This is a genomic window from Ureibacillus sinduriensis BLB-1 = JCM 15800 (assembly GCF_000772955.1).
Lineage (GTDB): Bacteria > Bacillota > Bacilli > Bacillales_A > Planococcaceae > Ureibacillus > Ureibacillus sinduriensis.
The window spans coordinates 335,942-353,323 of record NZ_JPVO01000054.1 but is presented as its reverse complement, the minus strand read 5'-3'; the positions used below and the strand labels follow the sequence as shown (position 1 = coordinate 353,323).

Genomic DNA, 17,382 nt, shown 5'->3' with positions numbered 1-17,382 from the left:
TAGAAGCAAAGTAGTGAACACTAGTCCGGGAGGAGCAGGTATTCCAGCCAGTATATAAAGGAGCAGAAAAAGCTTATCTCATCAATTTATTTACTTTCCATGAAAATTTGTTGGATTCTTAAGTGCCCGGATGGTTAGAGGGACTTATCCCCTTTTCGAGCTAATTAAAAAGGGGCACCCTATCAAAGATACCCCTTTTGTATGTGCTATAAATTTATTAATTAAGCAAATCATTATCACAGCTTGGAAAAATATATATTCCTTGTATCAATTCGTAATCATAATACTTTTGGACGAACTTCGCTTGATATAAGTACTCTAATAAACAAATCTCATTATCGTCCGCATCACACAATACCCCCGAGACGCTAAGCCCACTCTTAAACGCCACGCCAATCGGCTGACCAATTAATAGTTTGATTTTATCAAGCATCGATTAGCTCCCTCCTTCCTCTATTTTATGAGGAGAGATGGGAGCCTATTGTGCGATTGTCTCATATTCAAAATCAGAAATTGAACAAATTGTTCTTAGGAAGTCTGAACAAAATGTGTAGTTCCATTTTCCAATCTAAACTATTCCAGCACGAAAGACACATCCGATGCATGCATCAGCTTTTTTTTGTCCCTCTCATAAGCTTCTCGAATCGCTGCATCGTTGGGTCTACTTTTGGGATAAATTTAAAGGGACTTCTTTCTATCGCAAACTCTTCACTAGGATTCGGCGGGGTGATGAAAGTTAACTTTTCGTGAGCTGTCCCCGGAGGATTATTTAAGGTTTCTTCGCCATCGAAATGTGGTGTTGATTCAACATGTTGGTTTTCTGAGTTTCTTGGCATCGTTATTTCATCTCCTTCGTTGTTTAATATGACAACAATGGATATTTTTTATTCAAGAAAATCTACTTATGTCATAATATCTAACACAAATGGCAATATAAATGGTTGATTATTTTCATTCCATAATATTTCTTTATTCTTTAGGAGAAGATAAAATAGATTATTTTTTATAGAAATTCTTTGACATAGGCTCAAAAATAAGGTAAATTACCAAAGGGCGAACAATTAACGCTCATTACTTAAAAATATTCGTGATTTAGAGGTGTTCTTAAATGGATAACGTATTTGATTATGAAGATATTCAATTAATCCCAAATAAATGTATAGTAAACAGCCGATCAGAATGTGATACTTCGATAATGTTCGGTGGCTTTAAATTTAAATTGCCAGTTGTACCTGCAAATATGCAGACAATTATTGATGAGTCAATCGCCATTAATTTAGCTGAGAACGGCTATTTTTATATCATGCATCGCTTCAATCCAGAAACACGTGCAGAATTCATTAAAAACATGCATTCTCGCAAGCTAATTGCATCCATCTCGGTTGGTGTAAAAGAGGAAGAGTACACTTTCATTGAGCAATTAGCAGTTGAAGAACTAATCCCGGAATTTATTACAATCGACATTGCTCACGGACATTCAAACGCCGTCATCAACATGATCAAACATATTAAACAACACCTGCCTCAAAGTTTTGTGATTGCGGGCAACGTGGGAACTCCCGAGGCTGTTCGAGAACTTGAAAATGCCGGAGCAGATGCAACGAAAGTCGGCATTGGACCTGGTAAAGTATGTATTACTAAAATTAAAACAGGTTTCGGTACAGGTGGTTGGCAGCTGGCTGCACTTCGTTGGTGCGCTAAAGCTGCAACAAAGCCAATCATAGCTGATGGTGGTATCCGTACAAACGGCGATATCGCAAAATCAGTTCGCTTCGGAGCTTCGATGGTTATGATCGGTTCATTATTTGCCGGTCATGAGGAATCTCCTGGCCAAACAGTTGTGAAAGATGGCAAAATGTTTAAAGAATACTTTGGTTCTGCTTCTGAATTCCAAAAAGGTGAAAAGAAAAATGTTGAAGGTAAAAAAATGTACGTGGAGCATAAAGGTTCTTTAATGGATACTTTAGTGGAAATGGAACAAGATTTACAGTCATCCATTTCATATGCAGGTGGAAGCAAACTGGAATCAATCCGTACAGTAGACTATGTAGTAGTTAAAAACTCTATCTTCAATGGAGATAAAGTGTACTAATAAATATTTCCCTTAAGAGTAGAATTTCGATTGATCGAAATTCTACTCTTCTTTTATATCAAATGTTCACTCTTCATTCTCGAGGTTGCTAACCATCAACTTATATTCTGCATACCATTTTTCCCACTCATCTTTCGGCAATAGGCGCGATGCCCCTGAGACTACATCCTCAAAACGCATCAAGCACACATGCCATCCGGCTAAATCTTTTGGAGTATGATCTGTTATATTTGTTAAAAATTGTTTCATTAGTAGTTGCGACCCGCCATTATAGGGGTTAATCTCAAACCGGACAGCGTCTTCACCCCAATTAAACTGAAGAACTTTTCCCTCCACATAATCTGTAATCGGCATTTTTTCAATCGAACCCGTCCCATCATTATAGTGAAAGTCAATATTCCCATCTATTCTTAAGTCCGTAATTTCAAGATGCTCCATCCAAAATTTAAAGTTGTCATTCGCAACTAACGAAGACCATACTTTCTCACTTGCAACTTTGTAATAATATACAAACTCCGCAGTATAACCAGTATCCCTTTTGTAAATCTTTGCGAGCATAAAAATCCTCCTTAAAAGTAAACTTTGGTAACCTATTTTTTATTCTACAGATAAAATTCACCCTTTCAAAATAGGAGCCTCGGATTTTAAGCGACCCGGCTGATAGGAAATGACCACTTGAAACAAATTTAAAAGTGAGACCAACAAAAGTCAGTCTCACTCTTTTATTCCTTGTTCGTATTAAACAATTTGATACTGCTCAATGGAAAGATTCTTAATTTTGATTCACCCAACACAGAGTCCAATGGAACTAATCCAAAGTGTCGACTGTCGGAACTTCTTAATCGATTGTCCCCCAAAACAAACAAATAGCCTTCCGGCACCTTATCGTATCCTGTAATATCTTTTAAAGTGAAGTTTTCGGTAATCCTTTTTTGCAATGGATTGTCATTTTCACGGTTTACATACGATTCTTCATACTCTTTATTATTAATCAACAATATATCGTCCTTCATTTCGACTGTATCCCCCGGCAACCCAATAACACGTTTAATGTAATATTCATCTTCGTTTGGTGCCTCAAAAACAATCTGGTCGAATCGATTTACCTCACTTATTTTACTAACAATAATGACATCTTGATTTTCATATGTAGGCATCATGGAAGCCCCTTTGACGACAAGTGGGGAAAAAAGAAATTCACGGCAAATAAACGAAATGATAATCCCAAATAGAATCGCAACTAACCAAGACATAAATTCATTCTTTTGTTTTGGTTCTTGAGGTTGTGTCAATATTATCCCCCCTTTTTCATTCTTCAACTCTGTTTCTATAACTATATGTTCAATCTTGTTTAACATACAGGGAATACTGGATTTTCCCGGTTGTCGCACCCCTTTTGTTCTACAATTTCTTTCAATGCAATCCAGGTACGGCTTTGTTCTCTTTGCACCGAAACAGGTCGTTCAAAAAACTGGGTCAGATTATCTTCCGTCAGCATTGCGGAAGATAATCCTTGGTCAAAAATTTCACCTCCCCTTAATAAAAGGGTATGAGTAAAACACGGAAGGACCTCTTCTACATGATGTGTCACATAAATAAGTGTTGGACAGTCGTCCGATTTGGATAAATCATCGATTATTTTCAATAATTCTTCCCGGTTTATTATATCTAGTCCATTGCATGGTTCATCCAGTATCAATATCTTTGGATTCGCCATTAAAGCCCTTGCTATTAGTACTCTTTGACGTTCTCCCTGGGAAAGGGTTCCGTACTCCAGCTCCTGCAAATGTTCGCAATTTAATTTTCTCATAAAATGATGTGCCATTTCGACATCTTTTTTCTCGACGGCTTCCCAAAGTCCGATGGAGGCAAACTTCCCACTTAAAACAATACTTAGAACACTTTCAAAATTTTGAATCTGTTGTTGAATAGAAGCACTATTAAACCGATTCGTTTCCGCAAGTCAGGTATATATATATTTCCAAGTGATTCACCCAATATCTCCGCCTGTCCGCTCACTGGATGTAAATAGCCATTGATTACGTTCAACAAAGTAGTTTTTCCAGAACCGTTTAACCCCAAAATGGACCAGTGCTGCCCTTTTTCAACTTTCCAACTTATAGTTTTCAAAATATCCTTCTTGTTTCTAGTAACCGTCACACCATTCAGGTTGATCAAATCGCTCTCCCTCCTACCGCATTATATCTATTGCATTTATTGAAATGTTGGAACTATTAACTTTATTTTAATATGAAGGAACCGATACTGTATAGAAAATTGTATGTAAAGTATAAAATATATAAAAGCAGCACTGCACTGGGCCAAAAAAATACCATTCTCCTATAAGTGAGAGAATGGTAACATGAATATGAAATTTTGATTTCGTTTTCCAGTTCGTTTTTCCGCGCTATTGGCCAGCACACAGGTTCCTTACGTCTTACTGTCAAGATATGAAAACAAGTTTTACTTTCGAATGGTTTTTAAAGCAGTGCTCCAGGAAATGAGCTGATCTAACATGTCATTGACGGACTGCTTTTGCACATCTTTCGGTTTGAAAACATTTCCATTTTCAAAATCCGTAAATAAAGATAACGCAGGGTGAACGCGAACATCCGCAACAAGCAATTCACCCAATATCCCTCGTAAATGTTCGGCCGCCCGTGCCCCGCCAACCGAACCATAGCTGACAATACCGGCCGCTTTATTGTTCCACTCCTCGCGCAAGAAGTCCAAAGCATTTTTTAAAGCTCCGGTAATGGAATGATTATATTCTTGTACGATAAACACAAAACCGTCGCAACTAGCAACACTTGAAGACCAATCGCCAACACCGGATGCATCTCCACCCGGCTCGCCTAGTAGCGGTAATTTGAAATCAGCAATATCAATGATTTCGTAGGTAGCATCCCCACGTCCCTCTGCAATACCTTTCACCCATTCACCGACTTGAGGGCTTACTCGCCCTTCACGTGTGCTACCTAAAATGATTCCAATTTTCAACATATACAATCCTCCATTTCGTAAAGCAATCGAATTCATAACTATGAAATAGTATGGTAAAAAGCTTATTACTTTATTCGCTTCTTTGCTCGATAACTCCTACTGTAGAAAGTGGATTTTTATTACTTTATCCAAGTACCCAATTTCAAACTTACTTCAAACAACTATTATATCTACATTTTAAGAACTATGTTAAAAACTATTACGAGTTATTGACAGCGAATGCTTCTTTGCAATTGTTGCATTTTGTCCACTATACTTTGAAAGCCTTCTATTCGGGGCAAATCGTATTCTTCTTCATATTTTCTTCGGTCTGCCCCGATTGCCATGGACTCGAATACTAATAAGTATTGGGCAATCGCATGTTTTTCAAGTTGTGGTCTTGTGTTTGATTTTGCACATTTCTCCAATAAAAAGCCAAGCTCCTCCAGTATATGAACAATCGGCCAATAATACTCCATTGTTTTAGCATCCTTTGGTAACTCTCCTATAGCTGTATCGAAAACCGCTTTTAAATTTCGAATATTCGTTTCCATCTTGTTAAATTCATTTTGGTAGGGCTCTCCGTTTGAAAATAGCACATAAAATGCTTGAGCATAAGAACGAATGGTTTTTGAAACTAAGTGTGGCGTCTTGCTTGAAGCCGATTTCCTTCCAACAAACCAAACCCCAAGCAATCCAATCAGTACACCAATCAATACATCAACTACACGAGTCGATGCAATAAAAGAAAACGGTGCTTTTCCATGTGATCCAGCTATAGCCATAATCAGGGCTGCGGGAGTAAAAAATAGTGCAGCCAAGCCATAATTTTTAACGATAAATAACTCGGTTATGAAGGTTAATAGAAAAATTAGCAGAGCAACTAGATATCCGGATGGCTGAAAAACAAGAATCACACTCGCTATTAATATGCCGAAAATTGTCCCGAGACTGCGTTGAATTGCACGGTGAAGAGAAGCTGTTGCAGTCGCACCAGACATTACGGCGACACATGAAAGAGGAACCCAAAAGGAACGATTGAAATCGAGTTCGAATGCAAAAATGGCAGCAAAAATCGTGATCGAACCAAACCTCAATGAATTAATGAAAATAATCGAGTTTTTATCAAGGGCACCGAGTAAAATTCTTTTAGCTGAAGTCTTTTGAACATCGATTCGCTTTCCCGACGATATGCTCGGTTCCAATATACTGTTTTTCGCTGCATTCATTTCAATATAAAGTTGTGCAATTTTTTCATTCATCTCGTTAGGATGGGGCAACTTCATTGATGCCACATCGTAAATGTTTTTTGCATCTAGAATTTCCGCCAATTTGCGTAAAGATTGTCCCAATTCAACTGGAATGGAGTTTATGTTGCCCTTCAACTGTTGTTCAAGGGCAAATAGATAAATTTTATGGGCAAAATCATTCAATAAAAATAAATAATTATAGATATCCGATTTCTTCCAAGGAATATAGGCGGAATTTATCGTCATGCTAGCTTCCTTCAAGGTGGACATCACTCGATGTTGTGCGCCATTTTCATGCAAAGTACCCATCCTTTCAAAGTAGTTAGCCAATTCAAGATAACTTCTTCTGACAATGCTCTTTTCCGGGCCATGAGGGTTAAATAACCATCCGCTCATGGCAATAACCCAGGATAATATCCCCCCCAGAAATGCCAGTACCGAACGGGTAAAGGCTTCCTCCGGGGCAAGGGGCATTCCGGTTACCATTGCAAAAATAAGAACAAAAAAAATCGCAGACGGTCCTACCAATCTAAACGCTCCGAAAATAAATAACCCGATAGCTCCAATAACCCCCATCACAATTGCTGCTGTAAGCGGATATGGGGCTAATACAGTACCCAAAAATACGCATACTGCAATTGCTAGAACACACCATGCAAGTTTTTTCGCCAGTTGGGCATAAGGTATCGGAAATACATACAAAAATGCGAAACCCCCTAATCCCGCTATCAAACCATATTGGAAATTTCCAAATAATAACCCTATTGCAATCGGAAGTCCAGATGCTATACCAGCTAGAAACGCTTTTAACCAGGGAAACGGATTATTATTCACTGTAAGTGCCTGTTTAAAAATTGTAAATGTCGCTAATTTTGTTTCCCCCATTTGATTCACTCCTCTAAATGAATTTATGATAACACTCCATTATTTTAAGCTAGGAGTTAGTACTAAAATTTTTGGGGACTCGATGATAAATAAAAAACGCCCGGTTCTTATAAAAAAGAACAGAACGATCCTGTTTGTTAATTATACCATTCCCGACCATGAGCCTTTTTCCAGAATAGAGATAATAAGAAAATCCGATTATAAGATAACATATTCGTGTTAATATATAGAAAATGGAGGTGGGATTATGGACAATAGAACGCTCATTTACTATCAAATCCTGTTACATAATCAATGGAAAGTTTATCTTGCAGCTACTGAAAATGGTTTGTGTTATTTAGGAACCGAGCACTCATCATTGGATGAATTGAAGAGGGTATGCAAAAAACAATACCCTAATTGCGAACTACTCGAAGCAGTGGACGAATTATCCTTATACACTGGGCAGTTGGAGGAGTACTTTGATGGCTCAAGAACTCAATTTACATTCAACTTTGACGTTCGCGGGACAATTTTTCAAATGAATGTATGGAAGGCACTAAATTCAATCCCGTATGGAAAAACTTTTTGCTATTCTGATATAGCAAATAAAATTGGAAACCCAAAGGCCGTCCGAGCTGTAGGTACTGCAATCGGTTCAAACCCTGTTGCCATTGCCATTCCATGTCACCGAGTTTTAGGCAAGAATGGTTCACTTACCGGTTTTAGTGGTGGATTGGACGTAAAAGAGAAACTCTTGACACTTGAAAAAATACCATACAAATAAGGACTTCTCCTGTTAACTAGATTATTTGATAAACCAACAATATCTATACTAAGTATTGTATTATATTAAAAGGCATTCGGAATGGAATATTCCGAATGCCTTAATTAGACGTGCAGGGCAATGATTTTAATCTTTAGCTTATTCGATGATATAACCATTTTCATCCGTTTTTTGTAGTGATATTTCTTCAGATTGTGGTTTTCTTGAAAAACACATGATTGCTGCAATAATTAATAAAATGCCAGGTATTGAAATGATTCCCGATAAAATGGCAGCGATAATGAATAAGATTCCAGCTAATTTTGCATTATTGCCTACTTTTACTGCACCGATAATTCCAAGAATAATGGCGATCACACCTAGTACAACCAATAACCAACCGATGCCGCCAATAATGGATAAAAAGTCTCCCATTAATAATAATGCCTCATCCATTTCCGCTTCAGTTAACCCGCTTGCATACATTTCACTTTCGATTTCACTTTGGAATAATGGATCGTTCATGCCAGTATCCAACAGCATTTTACTGCCAATTAACATCAAAATCAAAAAACCTACAGTTAAAACGTTTAATACCGACGCGATAATACTTAATACTTTCTCACCTGTTCTTTTCATCGTACTTCCTCCTTCAAATACTTTTTCACATTTTCCACTGCACTTTCCACTGTACTTACAATGACGCCATTTTTCTTAATTAGCCCAATTACAAATAAGTTACGATAAACAAACTGATTTTCTGTGCCATCCTCAATTAAAGCAGAAATTTTATCGTGATTGTCCCGACCAAGTTGGCGGACATCGGAAAATAATGCAATAATCGGTCTATTAAAAGTGGAAAATACCCCGATTTCGGCTGCTACCCCAGAATCTATTTCAACTCCATCCAAGACAGCGATAAGTACATCGCTATCTTGCAGCTTTTCCATATCCGCCCGAGCAATGGCCAAACTATTTGCAAATGCTTGCTTATCATTAATTGCATCATTTTCTTGTGGTAAATATAACTCGATCTCCGGTATTTCTTGTCTAATCTCCTTAGCGAGCAGGTCATTTAATAATCGATCGCCAATCGAAAATAGTCCATTTGCTAAATATGCTTTCATATTATTACCGCCTTTAATGTATGTATTTCTCTAATTGTATATAACTACAATATCCAGCCCATTGAGAAGGCCATAATTCCTCCTATTAAGTTCGTCGAGAGATTTAAACATGCTGTGCCCCATTTCTTTGTATCCATGAGATTGACCATTTCAAATGCAAATGTTGAAAATGTTGTGAAAGCTCCCAGGACACCAACTGTTAGAAAAGTCATCATCGAACTTGAATCGATGGCTTCGTGACTCGCAAAACCCAATAATAATGATCCCAATACGTTAACTGATGCAGTTGCCCAATATGACGCCATCATTCTTTTAACTAGCAATTGAACCAAATATCTTAATGTTGCCCCTACACCACCACCGATTGCCACAATTATCCATTCCATCTATTTTTACCCCGATTCAGAGAATACCCAAAATAAGCTGCAACAAAACATGCGGAAGTCATGGCGACAGCATACACCATCCCAAATAGAAAACGCTCTTGAAGCTTGTAAAACCAACTTTCTGTAAATGTAGAAAAAGTGGTAAAAGCACCAAGCATCCCTGTCGTCAAAAGAAGATTTGCCTGCTTTTCAGTTTTTAAATAGTAGCCGTTCAAACTGCCCAGCACAAAGCTGCCGATTATATTGACAAACCAAAGCATCATCGAGGTACTAGTATATACTTGAATAATATAACGTAACAGGCTCCCTGCCATGCCTCCCATAAAGACTTGTATACCCTTTTTCAAAAAGTTTTCTCCAATCAAATAAACGAATCAAGGAAACAGAATAATATCTGCTTTTCTTGTCCAACGAGTCGCTCATTTCTTTAAATTACCATTTCTAACTATATTATATTATATTCATCAAGTTGCTCCCAGCAAATTAAAGGATTTTCCTAACGAATAGTTACTATTTGATTTTTGTTTGCTTGTAGAGGCCGATTCCAATAGTTCCAAACAAAATGAACAAGAAAACGGGGACAAATCCAATACTCAAGGAGTGAAGTTCTCCTAAGGACACTCGTCCAATCTGGATAATTAAATAGGAAAACATCCATAAACAAACATTTTTTACGATATTTAATAATTTGCGGCTATGCAAATAGAACCTCTCTACGTTAGATTCATTGATCCGTACGGGATAATTATGCATGTGAGGAGCCTTTTCCAGAAGGCTCATGAGCACAAATATAAATAGACCGATAATCGGGAGGACAACCAACTCCACCTTTGAACCGAAGCGATCTGCCTCACCGCTTGCTTTAAAGTGAATAGGCACATGATCAGGAATACGATGCCAATTTATTATTAAAAAAATAATGGCAGCCCCAAATAAGACAATTCCTAAGCCATCCAATACCTTTTCTAAATTACTTTTCCTTAAATGCAGGATTGGTCTGTATGGTAAATTGTTTTTCATCCATTTCACCTCCATTCTATACATTTCATCGCCTGTTTTACTATACGGTTTCTTATTGGAAAAGTTTCAAAATCCAATTTTAGTGAATAATAAAACTAAAGCTAAAATTAGTAAGATATTTTTTTGATAATATTTAATAAATTAAAGGGTAAATGCAGGTTAATTATTTAAATTTAGGAATATAATTTAATAAGATATATTTAGAAATGACAGAAATGGAGCTAGCTACATTGGGTATGTCTAATATTTTTGAAGTGCTGCGCAGGCTTGATTCCGAACTTTACTTTTACATAGACCAGTTTGGAATCTATATATACTTATTGCTTTTTCTTATTGTATTTGGCAAAACTGGTTTTGTAATATTATCTTTTTTACCCGGAGACTCGCTTTTATTTGCAAGTGGTGCAATCGCTGCGGTTGGTGAATTAAATCTAATTATATTATTTCTGCTGTTTTTTGTTGCAACCTCCTTAGCTGATAGTAATAATTTTTTCATTGGAAGTACATTCAAAAAGATACCGGCTGATAAGAATTTCCTGGCAAAACTAATTCCACAATCAAGTATCGAGAAGGCGAGCGATTTTTTGCATGAGTATGAAAAAGTTGCCATATCCTTTTCAAGATTTATACCGCTGATGCGTACGATGATTCCATTTATTGCAGGCTTTACCGGTCATTCCTATTCGAATTTTGTCCGTTATAATGTACTCGGTGCGCTAATTTGGACCTTAATATGGTTGGGAAGCGGTTTTGGATTAGGTAATATCCCTTGGGTGGAAGAAAATCTGCTGTTTACCCTCGCATTAATTACAATGATTATGTTCATTCCGAGTATTTATGGCTTTCTCGCACACTTCCATAGGAAAAATTCTGCCATCACAAAAAATAGCGAGTCATAATAAAATAGCTAGTAGGATGACTGTATCCTACTAGCTTCATTTTTTTAGAGATTCGGCTGGTTGCTTTCATCTTCGAGCAACTTATGTAAGTATTCAATAATTTCTCGGATACCTTCCAGTGAGTCCACCAAGATTTTTGGATCCACACAGGCAATCATGCGCTCCTCCAAATTCGCTACCGCAGTAAAATAGCGTGTTTTTGAATAATTCACCAGTCCAACTTGTTTAATCTCATTTTCTGTAAGATTAATAATCTCTTTCGCTTCATTCACGACTAACCCATAGTTCACAATATCCGTATTGAGCACAATAATGCGCGATAAATCTCCTTCGCTCGACTGATTGTATAAAATACGGTTAAAATCAATTACTGGAATAAGCTCCCCTCGAACACGTGCAAAACCAAGCAAATAGCCAGGCAAATGAGGAATAGGTGTAATATGCCCCAACTTCTCGATGGAAACGACCTGCTCTACCGGTACCGCATATTCTTCTTTTCCACAGTTAAATATAACTACTTTTTCAAACGACATTGTTTCACCTCACGAAAACTTTCTACGAAGAACATTTTACTACTTCTACTAATAAATCGGCTAATTTCTCCAATTCTTCAATCGGCATCCGTTCATTTGTTGTATGAATTTCTTCATAGCCAACCGAAAGATTCACTGTCGGTATTCCAAACCCAGCAATTACATTTGCGTCACTTCCACCGCCAGAAATGCCAAGTCGGGCAACACGTCCCACATTTTGTACAGCTTGCATCGCAATTTGGACTACACGATCTGATTCAGTTACCGAGAAGCCAGGGTACATTAATTTCACTTCTACTTCAGCACGGCCACCCAAACTTTCAGTGACATTTTCGAAGATTTCTTTCATATGATTGACTTGGGCATCTAGTTTTTCTTTATTTATTGAACGAGCTTCGGCTAATATATACACTTCGTCACATACAATATTAGTTGCTTTGCCACCTTCAAAACGGCCAATATTTGCTGTTGTCTCTTCATCGATTCTGCCAAGGTTCATTTTTGCAATGGCTTTGGCTGCCAGTGTTATGGCAGAAATCCCCTTTTCAGGTGCTACACCAGCGTGAGCGGTTTTTCCAATTATTTTGGTTTCAATCTTCGCTTGATAAGGTGCGGCTGTGACAATTCCGCCAACTTTACCGTCACTATCTACGGCAAATCCTAATTTTGCCTGTATTAAAGTTGGATCCAATTCCTTAGCGCCAGCTAAGCCGCTTTCCTCACCAGCAGTTATAATGAATTGAATTGTTCCATGTTCAATATTTTGTTCTTTTAAACGGCGTGCCATTTCGAATAATGCCGCCATTCCGGCTTTATCATCTGCACCAAGAATTGTAGTTCCATCGGAGTAAATATAGCCATCTTCACGAATCTCAGGTTTTATGCCGACACCGGGGACTACTGTATCCATATGAACAGTAAAATAGATTGGCTCAACATCCTGTGTCCCTTCCAAAGTTGCAATAATATTACCAGCACCATGACCGTTTCGCGTATGGGCATCATCCTGAAAGACTTCAAACCCCAAAGCTTCCAACTTCTGCACAAGAATTGGTGCAATCATTTCCTCGTTTTTTGTTTCAGAATCAATTTGTACTAGTTCCAAAAATTCATTTACTAAGCGACTGCTCATGTTAAAACTCCCTTATCTTTCAATATTCTTTTATTTTACGCCTACCAAACTGTGAAGACAACCCAATTGCCTGCTAATACAGGTTAAATTGCTAATAATTTGCTGCCGTCTTCTTTATACTTTTTTAGCGGTTACAAATATTTCAAGATTTCGAACAAATAAAAAAGGTCGCCTCGAAAAAAGAGGAACCCTTTTTTGTTCATCCACCCTTCACCCTAAAAGAGCTGCGAAATTAAAATAAATTGCAAAAAGGATTACTGCTAATATTACCGTCACCATAAATCCAAGGTGCTTCATACCACCCCAACAACCGATTATAATGGCCAAGCCTATCGCTGCTATTATCATTTCAAATCCTGGCGTTAAACCGGAATATATAGATAGAGTGAAAGCCAACCCCATAGTCAAGGTGATACCAGCTAGTACTTGCAGTATCAATGATAATTCCTCGCGATTATACTGTGTCATGTTAACCCTCCCAGAAATATTTGGTGTTAATTCTAGCAGATGCGGTTTATAAACTGGTTTACCATTTGTTGATGTTTTATTTTAAATAAATTAGGGAATCTTTACTCATAGCGTTTTTTGTGAAGAATTTCACTGCAAGTACATAATTAGTACAACAATCATATTTTTTTGCTATAAGTATGAACATTTAGGCACAAACTTATAAATAACCGTTAAAAAATTATAAGGACAGACTAAGTCTGACTTCAAAAGGAGGAATGAGGATGATTCAGTCAATCGGGATACCCGGAATGGTAATTATACTTGTTATCGCACTGATACTTTTTGGACCATCAAAATTACCACAGTTAGGGAAAGCTGTTGGGCAAACGTTAAAAGAATTTAAAAATTCTACAAAAGATATTGTTGATGATGTGACTGGTGAATTCAAAGAAGCGAAAGAAGAGTTCACTTTAGTGGACCTTAAAAAAGAAAATAGTAGAGAAAAATAATTTCTCATCCATATGAATAAACTTATCCTCTTTTGATCGTTTCTTTTTTGGAGGCACCCGGTTCAGGAATAGTGAATAGTAGATATTTGATGATTAAAAATTGGAGGCAAATTCATGTTTAACTCAATTGGAATTCCAGGCTTAATTATTATCTTGATAATAATATTAATTATTTTTGGGCCGTCAAAACTCCCAAAATTAGGACGATCGATTGGAGAATCGATTAAAAACTTCAAGACTTCAACTAAAGGTGTTTTAGACGAAGAGGACAATAAAAAAGAAGACAGTATCTAACATTTTAAGCAGCAAATAGCATTCGATTATGATGCATATTAATACTATTTATCTTTATGTATATAGCTGTTTGAGTTCGCTACCTTCTTAATGTAAAAGGTGGGAGGGATTTAAATCTCTTCTCCCTCCCTGTTAAGTTTATGTACAATTAAAAATGGGTCATCTCAATTAAGAGACAACCCATTTAACGTTGACTTAAATAATATATTAGTAAATTAATTCAGAGATTTAGAAATTCACTACTTTATTATTATATTAAACTAGTGATCCCCCACCGTTTGTAAGGTATTTTTCAATACCTTCGGCTGCACGGTATGCCAATGCGCCAACTGTACCTGTTGGATTCATACCTGAGTTATGAGGGAATGCGTTTGCACCTGGAATGAATACATTTTCGCAATCCCACATTTGTAGGTAGTTATTTAGCGCAGAAGTTTTTGGATCTGCACCCATAATTGCTCCACCAGTATTATGAGTTGTTTGGTACTTAGTTGTATCCCAGTCACCTTGATCTCCCGGTGTAGAAACTTCCGTTGCACCCATTTCTTTCAAGATGTTTGTAGTAATTTCACGGATATACTTTTGTTGATTTATTTCATTCTCTTTATAGTTAAACGTGATACTTAAAAGTGGGTCACCATATTGATCTGTATACTGTGAATCAAGCGATAAGAAATTATTTTTATTTGGCATAACTGAGCCTTGAGAACCTACGCTCATATATTTATGTGCCCAATAAATAGATGCATCTTTAAACTCTTTACCCCAAGATGGAGTTCCTTTTGGTGTAGAGTTATTAGCGATCGGACGTCTACCATAATGGCCTAGTGCAATATTACCACCGTGAATGAAATCCAGGTCTGTATGGTCGAAGTTGTCACCATTGAAGTCGTCAAGTACCCCAGCTAGTGCACCAGTACCGATGAATGAGTTGAATTCTTTGTCTTCAAAGAACCCAGTTGAACCAGATGAAGTCATTTGATAAGCATAGTTCTTACCGATAACCCCTTCACCTGTTTCATGATTATAAGGTTTACCTAATTCGGATAATAATAATAGGCGGACGTTGTTTAAAATGTAACTAGTTACAGCAACTACTGTCGCTGGTTGTATGAACTCTTCGCCCGTTTTTGTATCGATATATAATACACCAGTTGCTTTTCCATTTTCATGGATAATGCGACGCACTGAAGATTCAGTACGAACTTCAAATTTACCTGTTTTTTCAGCTACTGGTAAAACAGTTACGATAGGAGATGCCTTCGCTCCATATTCACAGCCAAATCGTTCACAGAAACCACAATATTGGCATGCCCCACGAGTAATATCGTCTTTGTTTGTGTAAGATTCAGACAACGTCGCTGCAGGTGCAGTATACGGATGGTACCCTAGTGAAGTTGCTGCTTCTCTAAACATTTTCATAGCAGGTGTTTCTTTTAATGGAGCTGTTGGATATTTAATTTTCGGTACGTCTGGATGTGGATTTTCTTCCCCAGATAAACCGATCATCTCTTCAAATTTTTCAAAGTAAGGAACCATTTCATCATATGTAATTCCCCAGTCTTGAAGCGGCATATCAGCCGGAATTTTATCTTCACCGTAACGCTCGATTGTTTTTGAACGAATTTCAAAATCATAAGGGAAGAAACGATATGTTAAACCATTCCAGTGTTCACCAGAACCACCTAATCCGTCACCAACTAAGAAAGAACCATGATTACGGTATGGTAATGCACGTTGACTTGGATCATGTCGAACAGTCCAAGTTTCTTTTGATAAATCTTGCATCATTTCATTGCGATTTGCGTAACGAAGTTCATCATGAACCATCAAGTAATCATTCATACTACGTGTTTTACCACGTTCCAGCCCTACAACTTGATAGCCTTTTTTTGTAAGTTCAGCGGCGATGATACCACCTGTCCAGCCTACCCCTACTAATACAATATCTGTTTTTGGTAATGTTGTTGCCATTGTTGACCCTCCGATTAGTGATTATGTTGAGCATTTAAGCTTTGCGGCTTAATGTCAACAAACTCTTCTTTTTCTACCATATTTGCGTATGACATTTGGTGACCTGGGAATTTTTTCATCTTCCAACCACCCATATCTTTATTTCCGCCATACAATGGATCAGCATAGACACCTTCTAGTGTTGCAGAACGTAGCAATTTAAAGAAATAAGAAGGAGTTGTTGCAGCATTTAGTTCAACTTCATCTGCTTCAACCGCTGTTAAAATTTCGATTTGCTGTTCAGCTTCAAGCTCATAGAATTTTTTCTCGAATCTTTTCGTTGCTTCAGAATTCAACAAGTTGATTCCTAATACAAAGATGTCTTGACGAGTTAAATGAGTTTGGTGACCAAATAAAGGCGTTGCTTCTTTTGGATAAAACGGACCTTTTGTATATTCTTTACTCATCAATCCATAAGAACCTGCCAATTGATGGTCAATAAAATAAGGTACTAATAGTTCTTCTGCCCCAGGACCCACTTCTGTCTTCGGAAAGATTTGTTCTGTTGCAGCTGCTATAGTTGAATATTGTTCTGGTGTAAAGAACATTAAAGCTTTGTTATAGTTAGTCGCTTCATGACCGTGTTCTGAATCTGCTGGTGCGGAAGTTGTAATCGTTTCATCATTTTTTACAACTAAACTTGTTACTGCCCCACCTAGTACTAGACCTCCAAGTGTTAACCCTGAATTTTTCAGGAAATTACGTCTAGTGGATTTTTTTTCTGTAAGATTTTGTTCTTTTTCTGACATAATGACTCCTCCAATAAAATACTAAATTGCTCCCAAAGTGAAAAAGATAGATAAAACTAACGACATAGAGACTGAACTAATAATGAAAGCTAGATGATTTTTACCAATCCAGCAAGCTAGTATTATTGCTAATCCCAAACCTGAGCCAAAAAGAGATAATATATTTACATCTCCGTATAAGTGATCAAGCGTCAAGGCATACCCACTGAAAAGCAGCAGTCCTGCTAAAACCTGTATAATGTGACTCAATTCCTCACGGTTATAATCAGTCAAGGTTTAACCTCCCTTCAATACACCTTAAAAAATACTAGACTAT

The 17,382-nt window shown here is 37.3% G+C and carries 24 protein-coding genes; 5 read left to right on the top strand and 19 right to left on the bottom strand.

What is annotated here, in order from left to right; translation table 11 throughout:
* Positions 1 to 217: 217 nt before the first annotated feature.
* Both CD33_RS15795 and CD33_RS15790 read right to left on the bottom strand, forming a co-directional pair.
* Positions 218 to 433: a hypothetical protein gene (locus tag CD33_RS15795; RefSeq protein ID WP_036202172.1), complete on the bottom strand. Its 216-nt coding sequence runs from the start codon at positions 431 to 433 to the stop codon at positions 218 to 220.
* A gap of 175 nt (positions 434 to 608) precedes the next feature.
* A complete protein-coding gene (locus tag CD33_RS15790; protein ID WP_036202169.1) occupies positions 609 to 836 on the bottom strand; it encodes a hypothetical protein in 228 nt (75 codons plus the stop codon).
* A gap of 272 nt (positions 837 to 1,108) precedes the next feature.
* Between CD33_RS15790 and guaC the strand changes: the two genes are divergently transcribed.
* Positions 1,109 to 2,092, top strand: a complete 984-nt coding sequence (gene guaC, locus CD33_RS15785; protein WP_036202165.1) for a GMP reductase — start codon at positions 1,109 to 1,111, stop codon at positions 2,090 to 2,092.
* 66 nt (positions 2,093 to 2,158) lie between these two features.
* Here guaC and CD33_RS15780 read toward each other — a convergent pair whose 3' ends face one another.
* From CD33_RS15780 to CD33_RS15760, 6 genes are all read right to left on the bottom strand, one after another.
* Positions 2,159 to 2,650, bottom strand: a complete 492-nt coding sequence (locus CD33_RS15780) for an SRPBCC domain-containing protein (RefSeq protein WP_036202162.1) — start codon at positions 2,648 to 2,650, stop codon at positions 2,159 to 2,161.
* 164 nt (positions 2,651 to 2,814) lie between these two features.
* On the bottom strand, positions 2,815 to 3,345 hold the full coding sequence (gene lepB / locus CD33_RS15775; RefSeq protein WP_036202365.1) for a signal peptidase I: 531 nt from the start codon (positions 3,343 to 3,345) through the stop codon (positions 2,815 to 2,817).
* A gap of 98 nt (positions 3,346 to 3,443) precedes the next feature.
* Positions 3,444 to 3,956 (bottom strand): ATP-binding cassette domain-containing protein, encoded by a 513-nt coding sequence (locus CD33_RS15770; protein ID WP_328587742.1) that lies wholly within the window; start codon positions 3,954 to 3,956, stop codon positions 3,444 to 3,446.
* Positions 3,957 to 3,985: 29 nt separating this feature from the next.
* A complete protein-coding gene (locus CD33_RS20835) occupies positions 3,986 to 4,270 on the bottom strand; it encodes an ATP-binding cassette domain-containing protein (protein WP_309299210.1) in 285 nt (94 codons plus the stop codon).
* Between the two features lie 285 nt (positions 4,271 to 4,555).
* On the bottom strand, positions 4,556 to 5,095 hold the full coding sequence (locus CD33_RS15765) for an NADPH-dependent FMN reductase (protein WP_052130296.1): 540 nt from the start codon (positions 5,093 to 5,095) through the stop codon (positions 4,556 to 4,558).
* 206 nt (positions 5,096 to 5,301) lie between these two features.
* Positions 5,302 to 7,209 (bottom strand): FUSC family protein, encoded by a 1,908-nt coding sequence (locus CD33_RS15760; protein WP_036202159.1) that lies wholly within the window; start codon positions 7,207 to 7,209, stop codon positions 5,302 to 5,304.
* Positions 7,210 to 7,456: 247 nt separating this feature from the next.
* Here CD33_RS15760 and CD33_RS15755 point away from each other — a divergent pair, with 247 nt between their 5' ends.
* A complete protein-coding gene (locus tag CD33_RS15755; RefSeq protein WP_036202156.1) occupies positions 7,457 to 7,975 on the top strand; it encodes a methylated-DNA--[protein]-cysteine S-methyltransferase in 519 nt (172 codons plus the stop codon).
* A gap of 138 nt (positions 7,976 to 8,113) precedes the next feature.
* On the opposite strand, the gene CD33_RS15750 is transcribed toward CD33_RS15755, so the two are convergent.
* The 5 genes from CD33_RS15750 to CD33_RS15730 all read right to left on the bottom strand — a co-directional run bounded on the left by CD33_RS15750 (position 8,114) and on the right by CD33_RS15730 (position 10,487).
* Positions 8,114 to 8,593 (bottom strand): DUF4064 domain-containing protein, encoded by a 480-nt coding sequence (locus tag CD33_RS15750; protein ID WP_052130295.1) that lies wholly within the window; start codon positions 8,591 to 8,593, stop codon positions 8,114 to 8,116.
* Positions 8,590 to 9,081 carry a nucleoside 2-deoxyribosyltransferase gene (locus tag CD33_RS15745; protein ID WP_036202153.1) on the bottom strand — a complete coding sequence of 164 codons (492 nt, stop codon included), beginning with the start codon at positions 9,079 to 9,081 and terminating at the stop codon, positions 8,590 to 8,592. Before CD33_RS15745 ends, CD33_RS15750 begins: the two co-directional genes overlap by 4 nt.
* A gap of 44 nt (positions 9,082 to 9,125) precedes the next feature.
* The gene (locus tag CD33_RS15740) at positions 9,126 to 9,467 is read right to left on the bottom strand and encodes a fluoride efflux transporter FluC (RefSeq protein ID WP_036202151.1); all 342 of its coding nucleotides are present in this window, start codon (positions 9,465 to 9,467) and stop codon (positions 9,126 to 9,128) included.
* Positions 9,455 to 9,814 carry a fluoride efflux transporter FluC gene (locus CD33_RS15735; RefSeq protein WP_036202149.1) on the bottom strand — a complete coding sequence of 120 codons (360 nt, stop codon included), beginning with the start codon at positions 9,812 to 9,814 and terminating at the stop codon, positions 9,455 to 9,457. Before CD33_RS15735 ends, CD33_RS15740 begins: the two co-directional genes overlap by 13 nt.
* Before the next feature lie 163 nt (positions 9,815 to 9,977).
* On the bottom strand, positions 9,978 to 10,487 hold the full coding sequence (locus CD33_RS15730; RefSeq protein WP_036202147.1) for a DUF1648 domain-containing protein: 510 nt from the start codon (positions 10,485 to 10,487) through the stop codon (positions 9,978 to 9,980).
* Between the two features lie 206 nt (positions 10,488 to 10,693).
* Here CD33_RS15730 and CD33_RS15725 point away from each other — a divergent pair, with 206 nt between their 5' ends.
* Entirely contained in the window at positions 10,694 to 11,386 is a 693-nt protein-coding gene (locus tag CD33_RS15725) for a VTT domain-containing protein (RefSeq protein WP_235863182.1), read from the top strand.
* Positions 11,387 to 11,430: 44 nt separating this feature from the next.
* On the opposite strand, the gene CD33_RS15720 is transcribed toward CD33_RS15725, so the two are convergent.
* From CD33_RS15720 to CD33_RS15710, 3 genes are all read right to left on the bottom strand, one after another.
* On the bottom strand, positions 11,431 to 11,919 hold the full coding sequence (locus tag CD33_RS15720) for a chemotaxis protein CheW (RefSeq protein ID WP_036202145.1): 489 nt from the start codon (positions 11,917 to 11,919) through the stop codon (positions 11,431 to 11,433).
* Positions 11,920 to 11,941: 22 nt separating this feature from the next.
* Entirely contained in the window at positions 11,942 to 13,051 is a 1,110-nt protein-coding gene (locus CD33_RS15715) for a M20/M25/M40 family metallo-hydrolase (protein ID WP_036202142.1), read from the bottom strand.
* A 210-nt stretch (positions 13,052 to 13,261) separates the two neighbouring features.
* Positions 13,262 to 13,519, bottom strand: a complete 258-nt coding sequence (locus CD33_RS15710; RefSeq protein WP_036202139.1) for a PGF-CTERM sorting domain-containing protein — start codon at positions 13,517 to 13,519, stop codon at positions 13,262 to 13,264.
* A gap of 263 nt (positions 13,520 to 13,782) precedes the next feature.
* Here CD33_RS15710 and CD33_RS15705 point away from each other — a divergent pair, with 263 nt between their 5' ends.
* Both CD33_RS15705 and tatA read left to right on the top strand, forming a co-directional pair.
* The gene (locus CD33_RS15705; protein WP_036202137.1) at positions 13,783 to 14,010 is read left to right on the top strand and encodes a twin-arginine translocase TatA/TatE family subunit; all 228 of its coding nucleotides are present in this window, start codon (positions 13,783 to 13,785) and stop codon (positions 14,008 to 14,010) included.
* Between the two features lie 114 nt (positions 14,011 to 14,124).
* Positions 14,125 to 14,304 carry a twin-arginine translocase TatA/TatE family subunit gene (gene tatA / locus CD33_RS15700; protein WP_036202134.1) on the top strand — a complete coding sequence of 60 codons (180 nt, stop codon included), beginning with the start codon at positions 14,125 to 14,127 and terminating at the stop codon, positions 14,302 to 14,304.
* A 255-nt stretch (positions 14,305 to 14,559) separates the two neighbouring features.
* On the opposite strand, the gene CD33_RS15695 is transcribed toward tatA, so the two are convergent.
* The 3 genes from CD33_RS15695 to CD33_RS15685 are packed head-to-tail and all read right to left on the bottom strand — an operon-like array spanning position 14,560 to position 17,339.
* Positions 14,560 to 16,278 carry a GMC family oxidoreductase gene (locus CD33_RS15695; protein ID WP_036202131.1) on the bottom strand — a complete coding sequence of 573 codons (1,719 nt, stop codon included), beginning with the start codon at positions 16,276 to 16,278 and terminating at the stop codon, positions 14,560 to 14,562.
* Positions 16,279 to 16,292: 14 nt separating this feature from the next.
* On the bottom strand, positions 16,293 to 17,066 hold the full coding sequence (locus CD33_RS15690; RefSeq protein ID WP_036202128.1) for a gluconate 2-dehydrogenase subunit 3 family protein: 774 nt from the start codon (positions 17,064 to 17,066) through the stop codon (positions 16,293 to 16,295).
* Positions 17,067 to 17,087: 21 nt separating this feature from the next.
* The gene (locus CD33_RS15685; RefSeq protein WP_036202126.1) at positions 17,088 to 17,339 is read right to left on the bottom strand and encodes a hypothetical protein; all 252 of its coding nucleotides are present in this window, start codon (positions 17,337 to 17,339) and stop codon (positions 17,088 to 17,090) included.
* Positions 17,340 to 17,382: the final 43 nt, after the last annotated feature.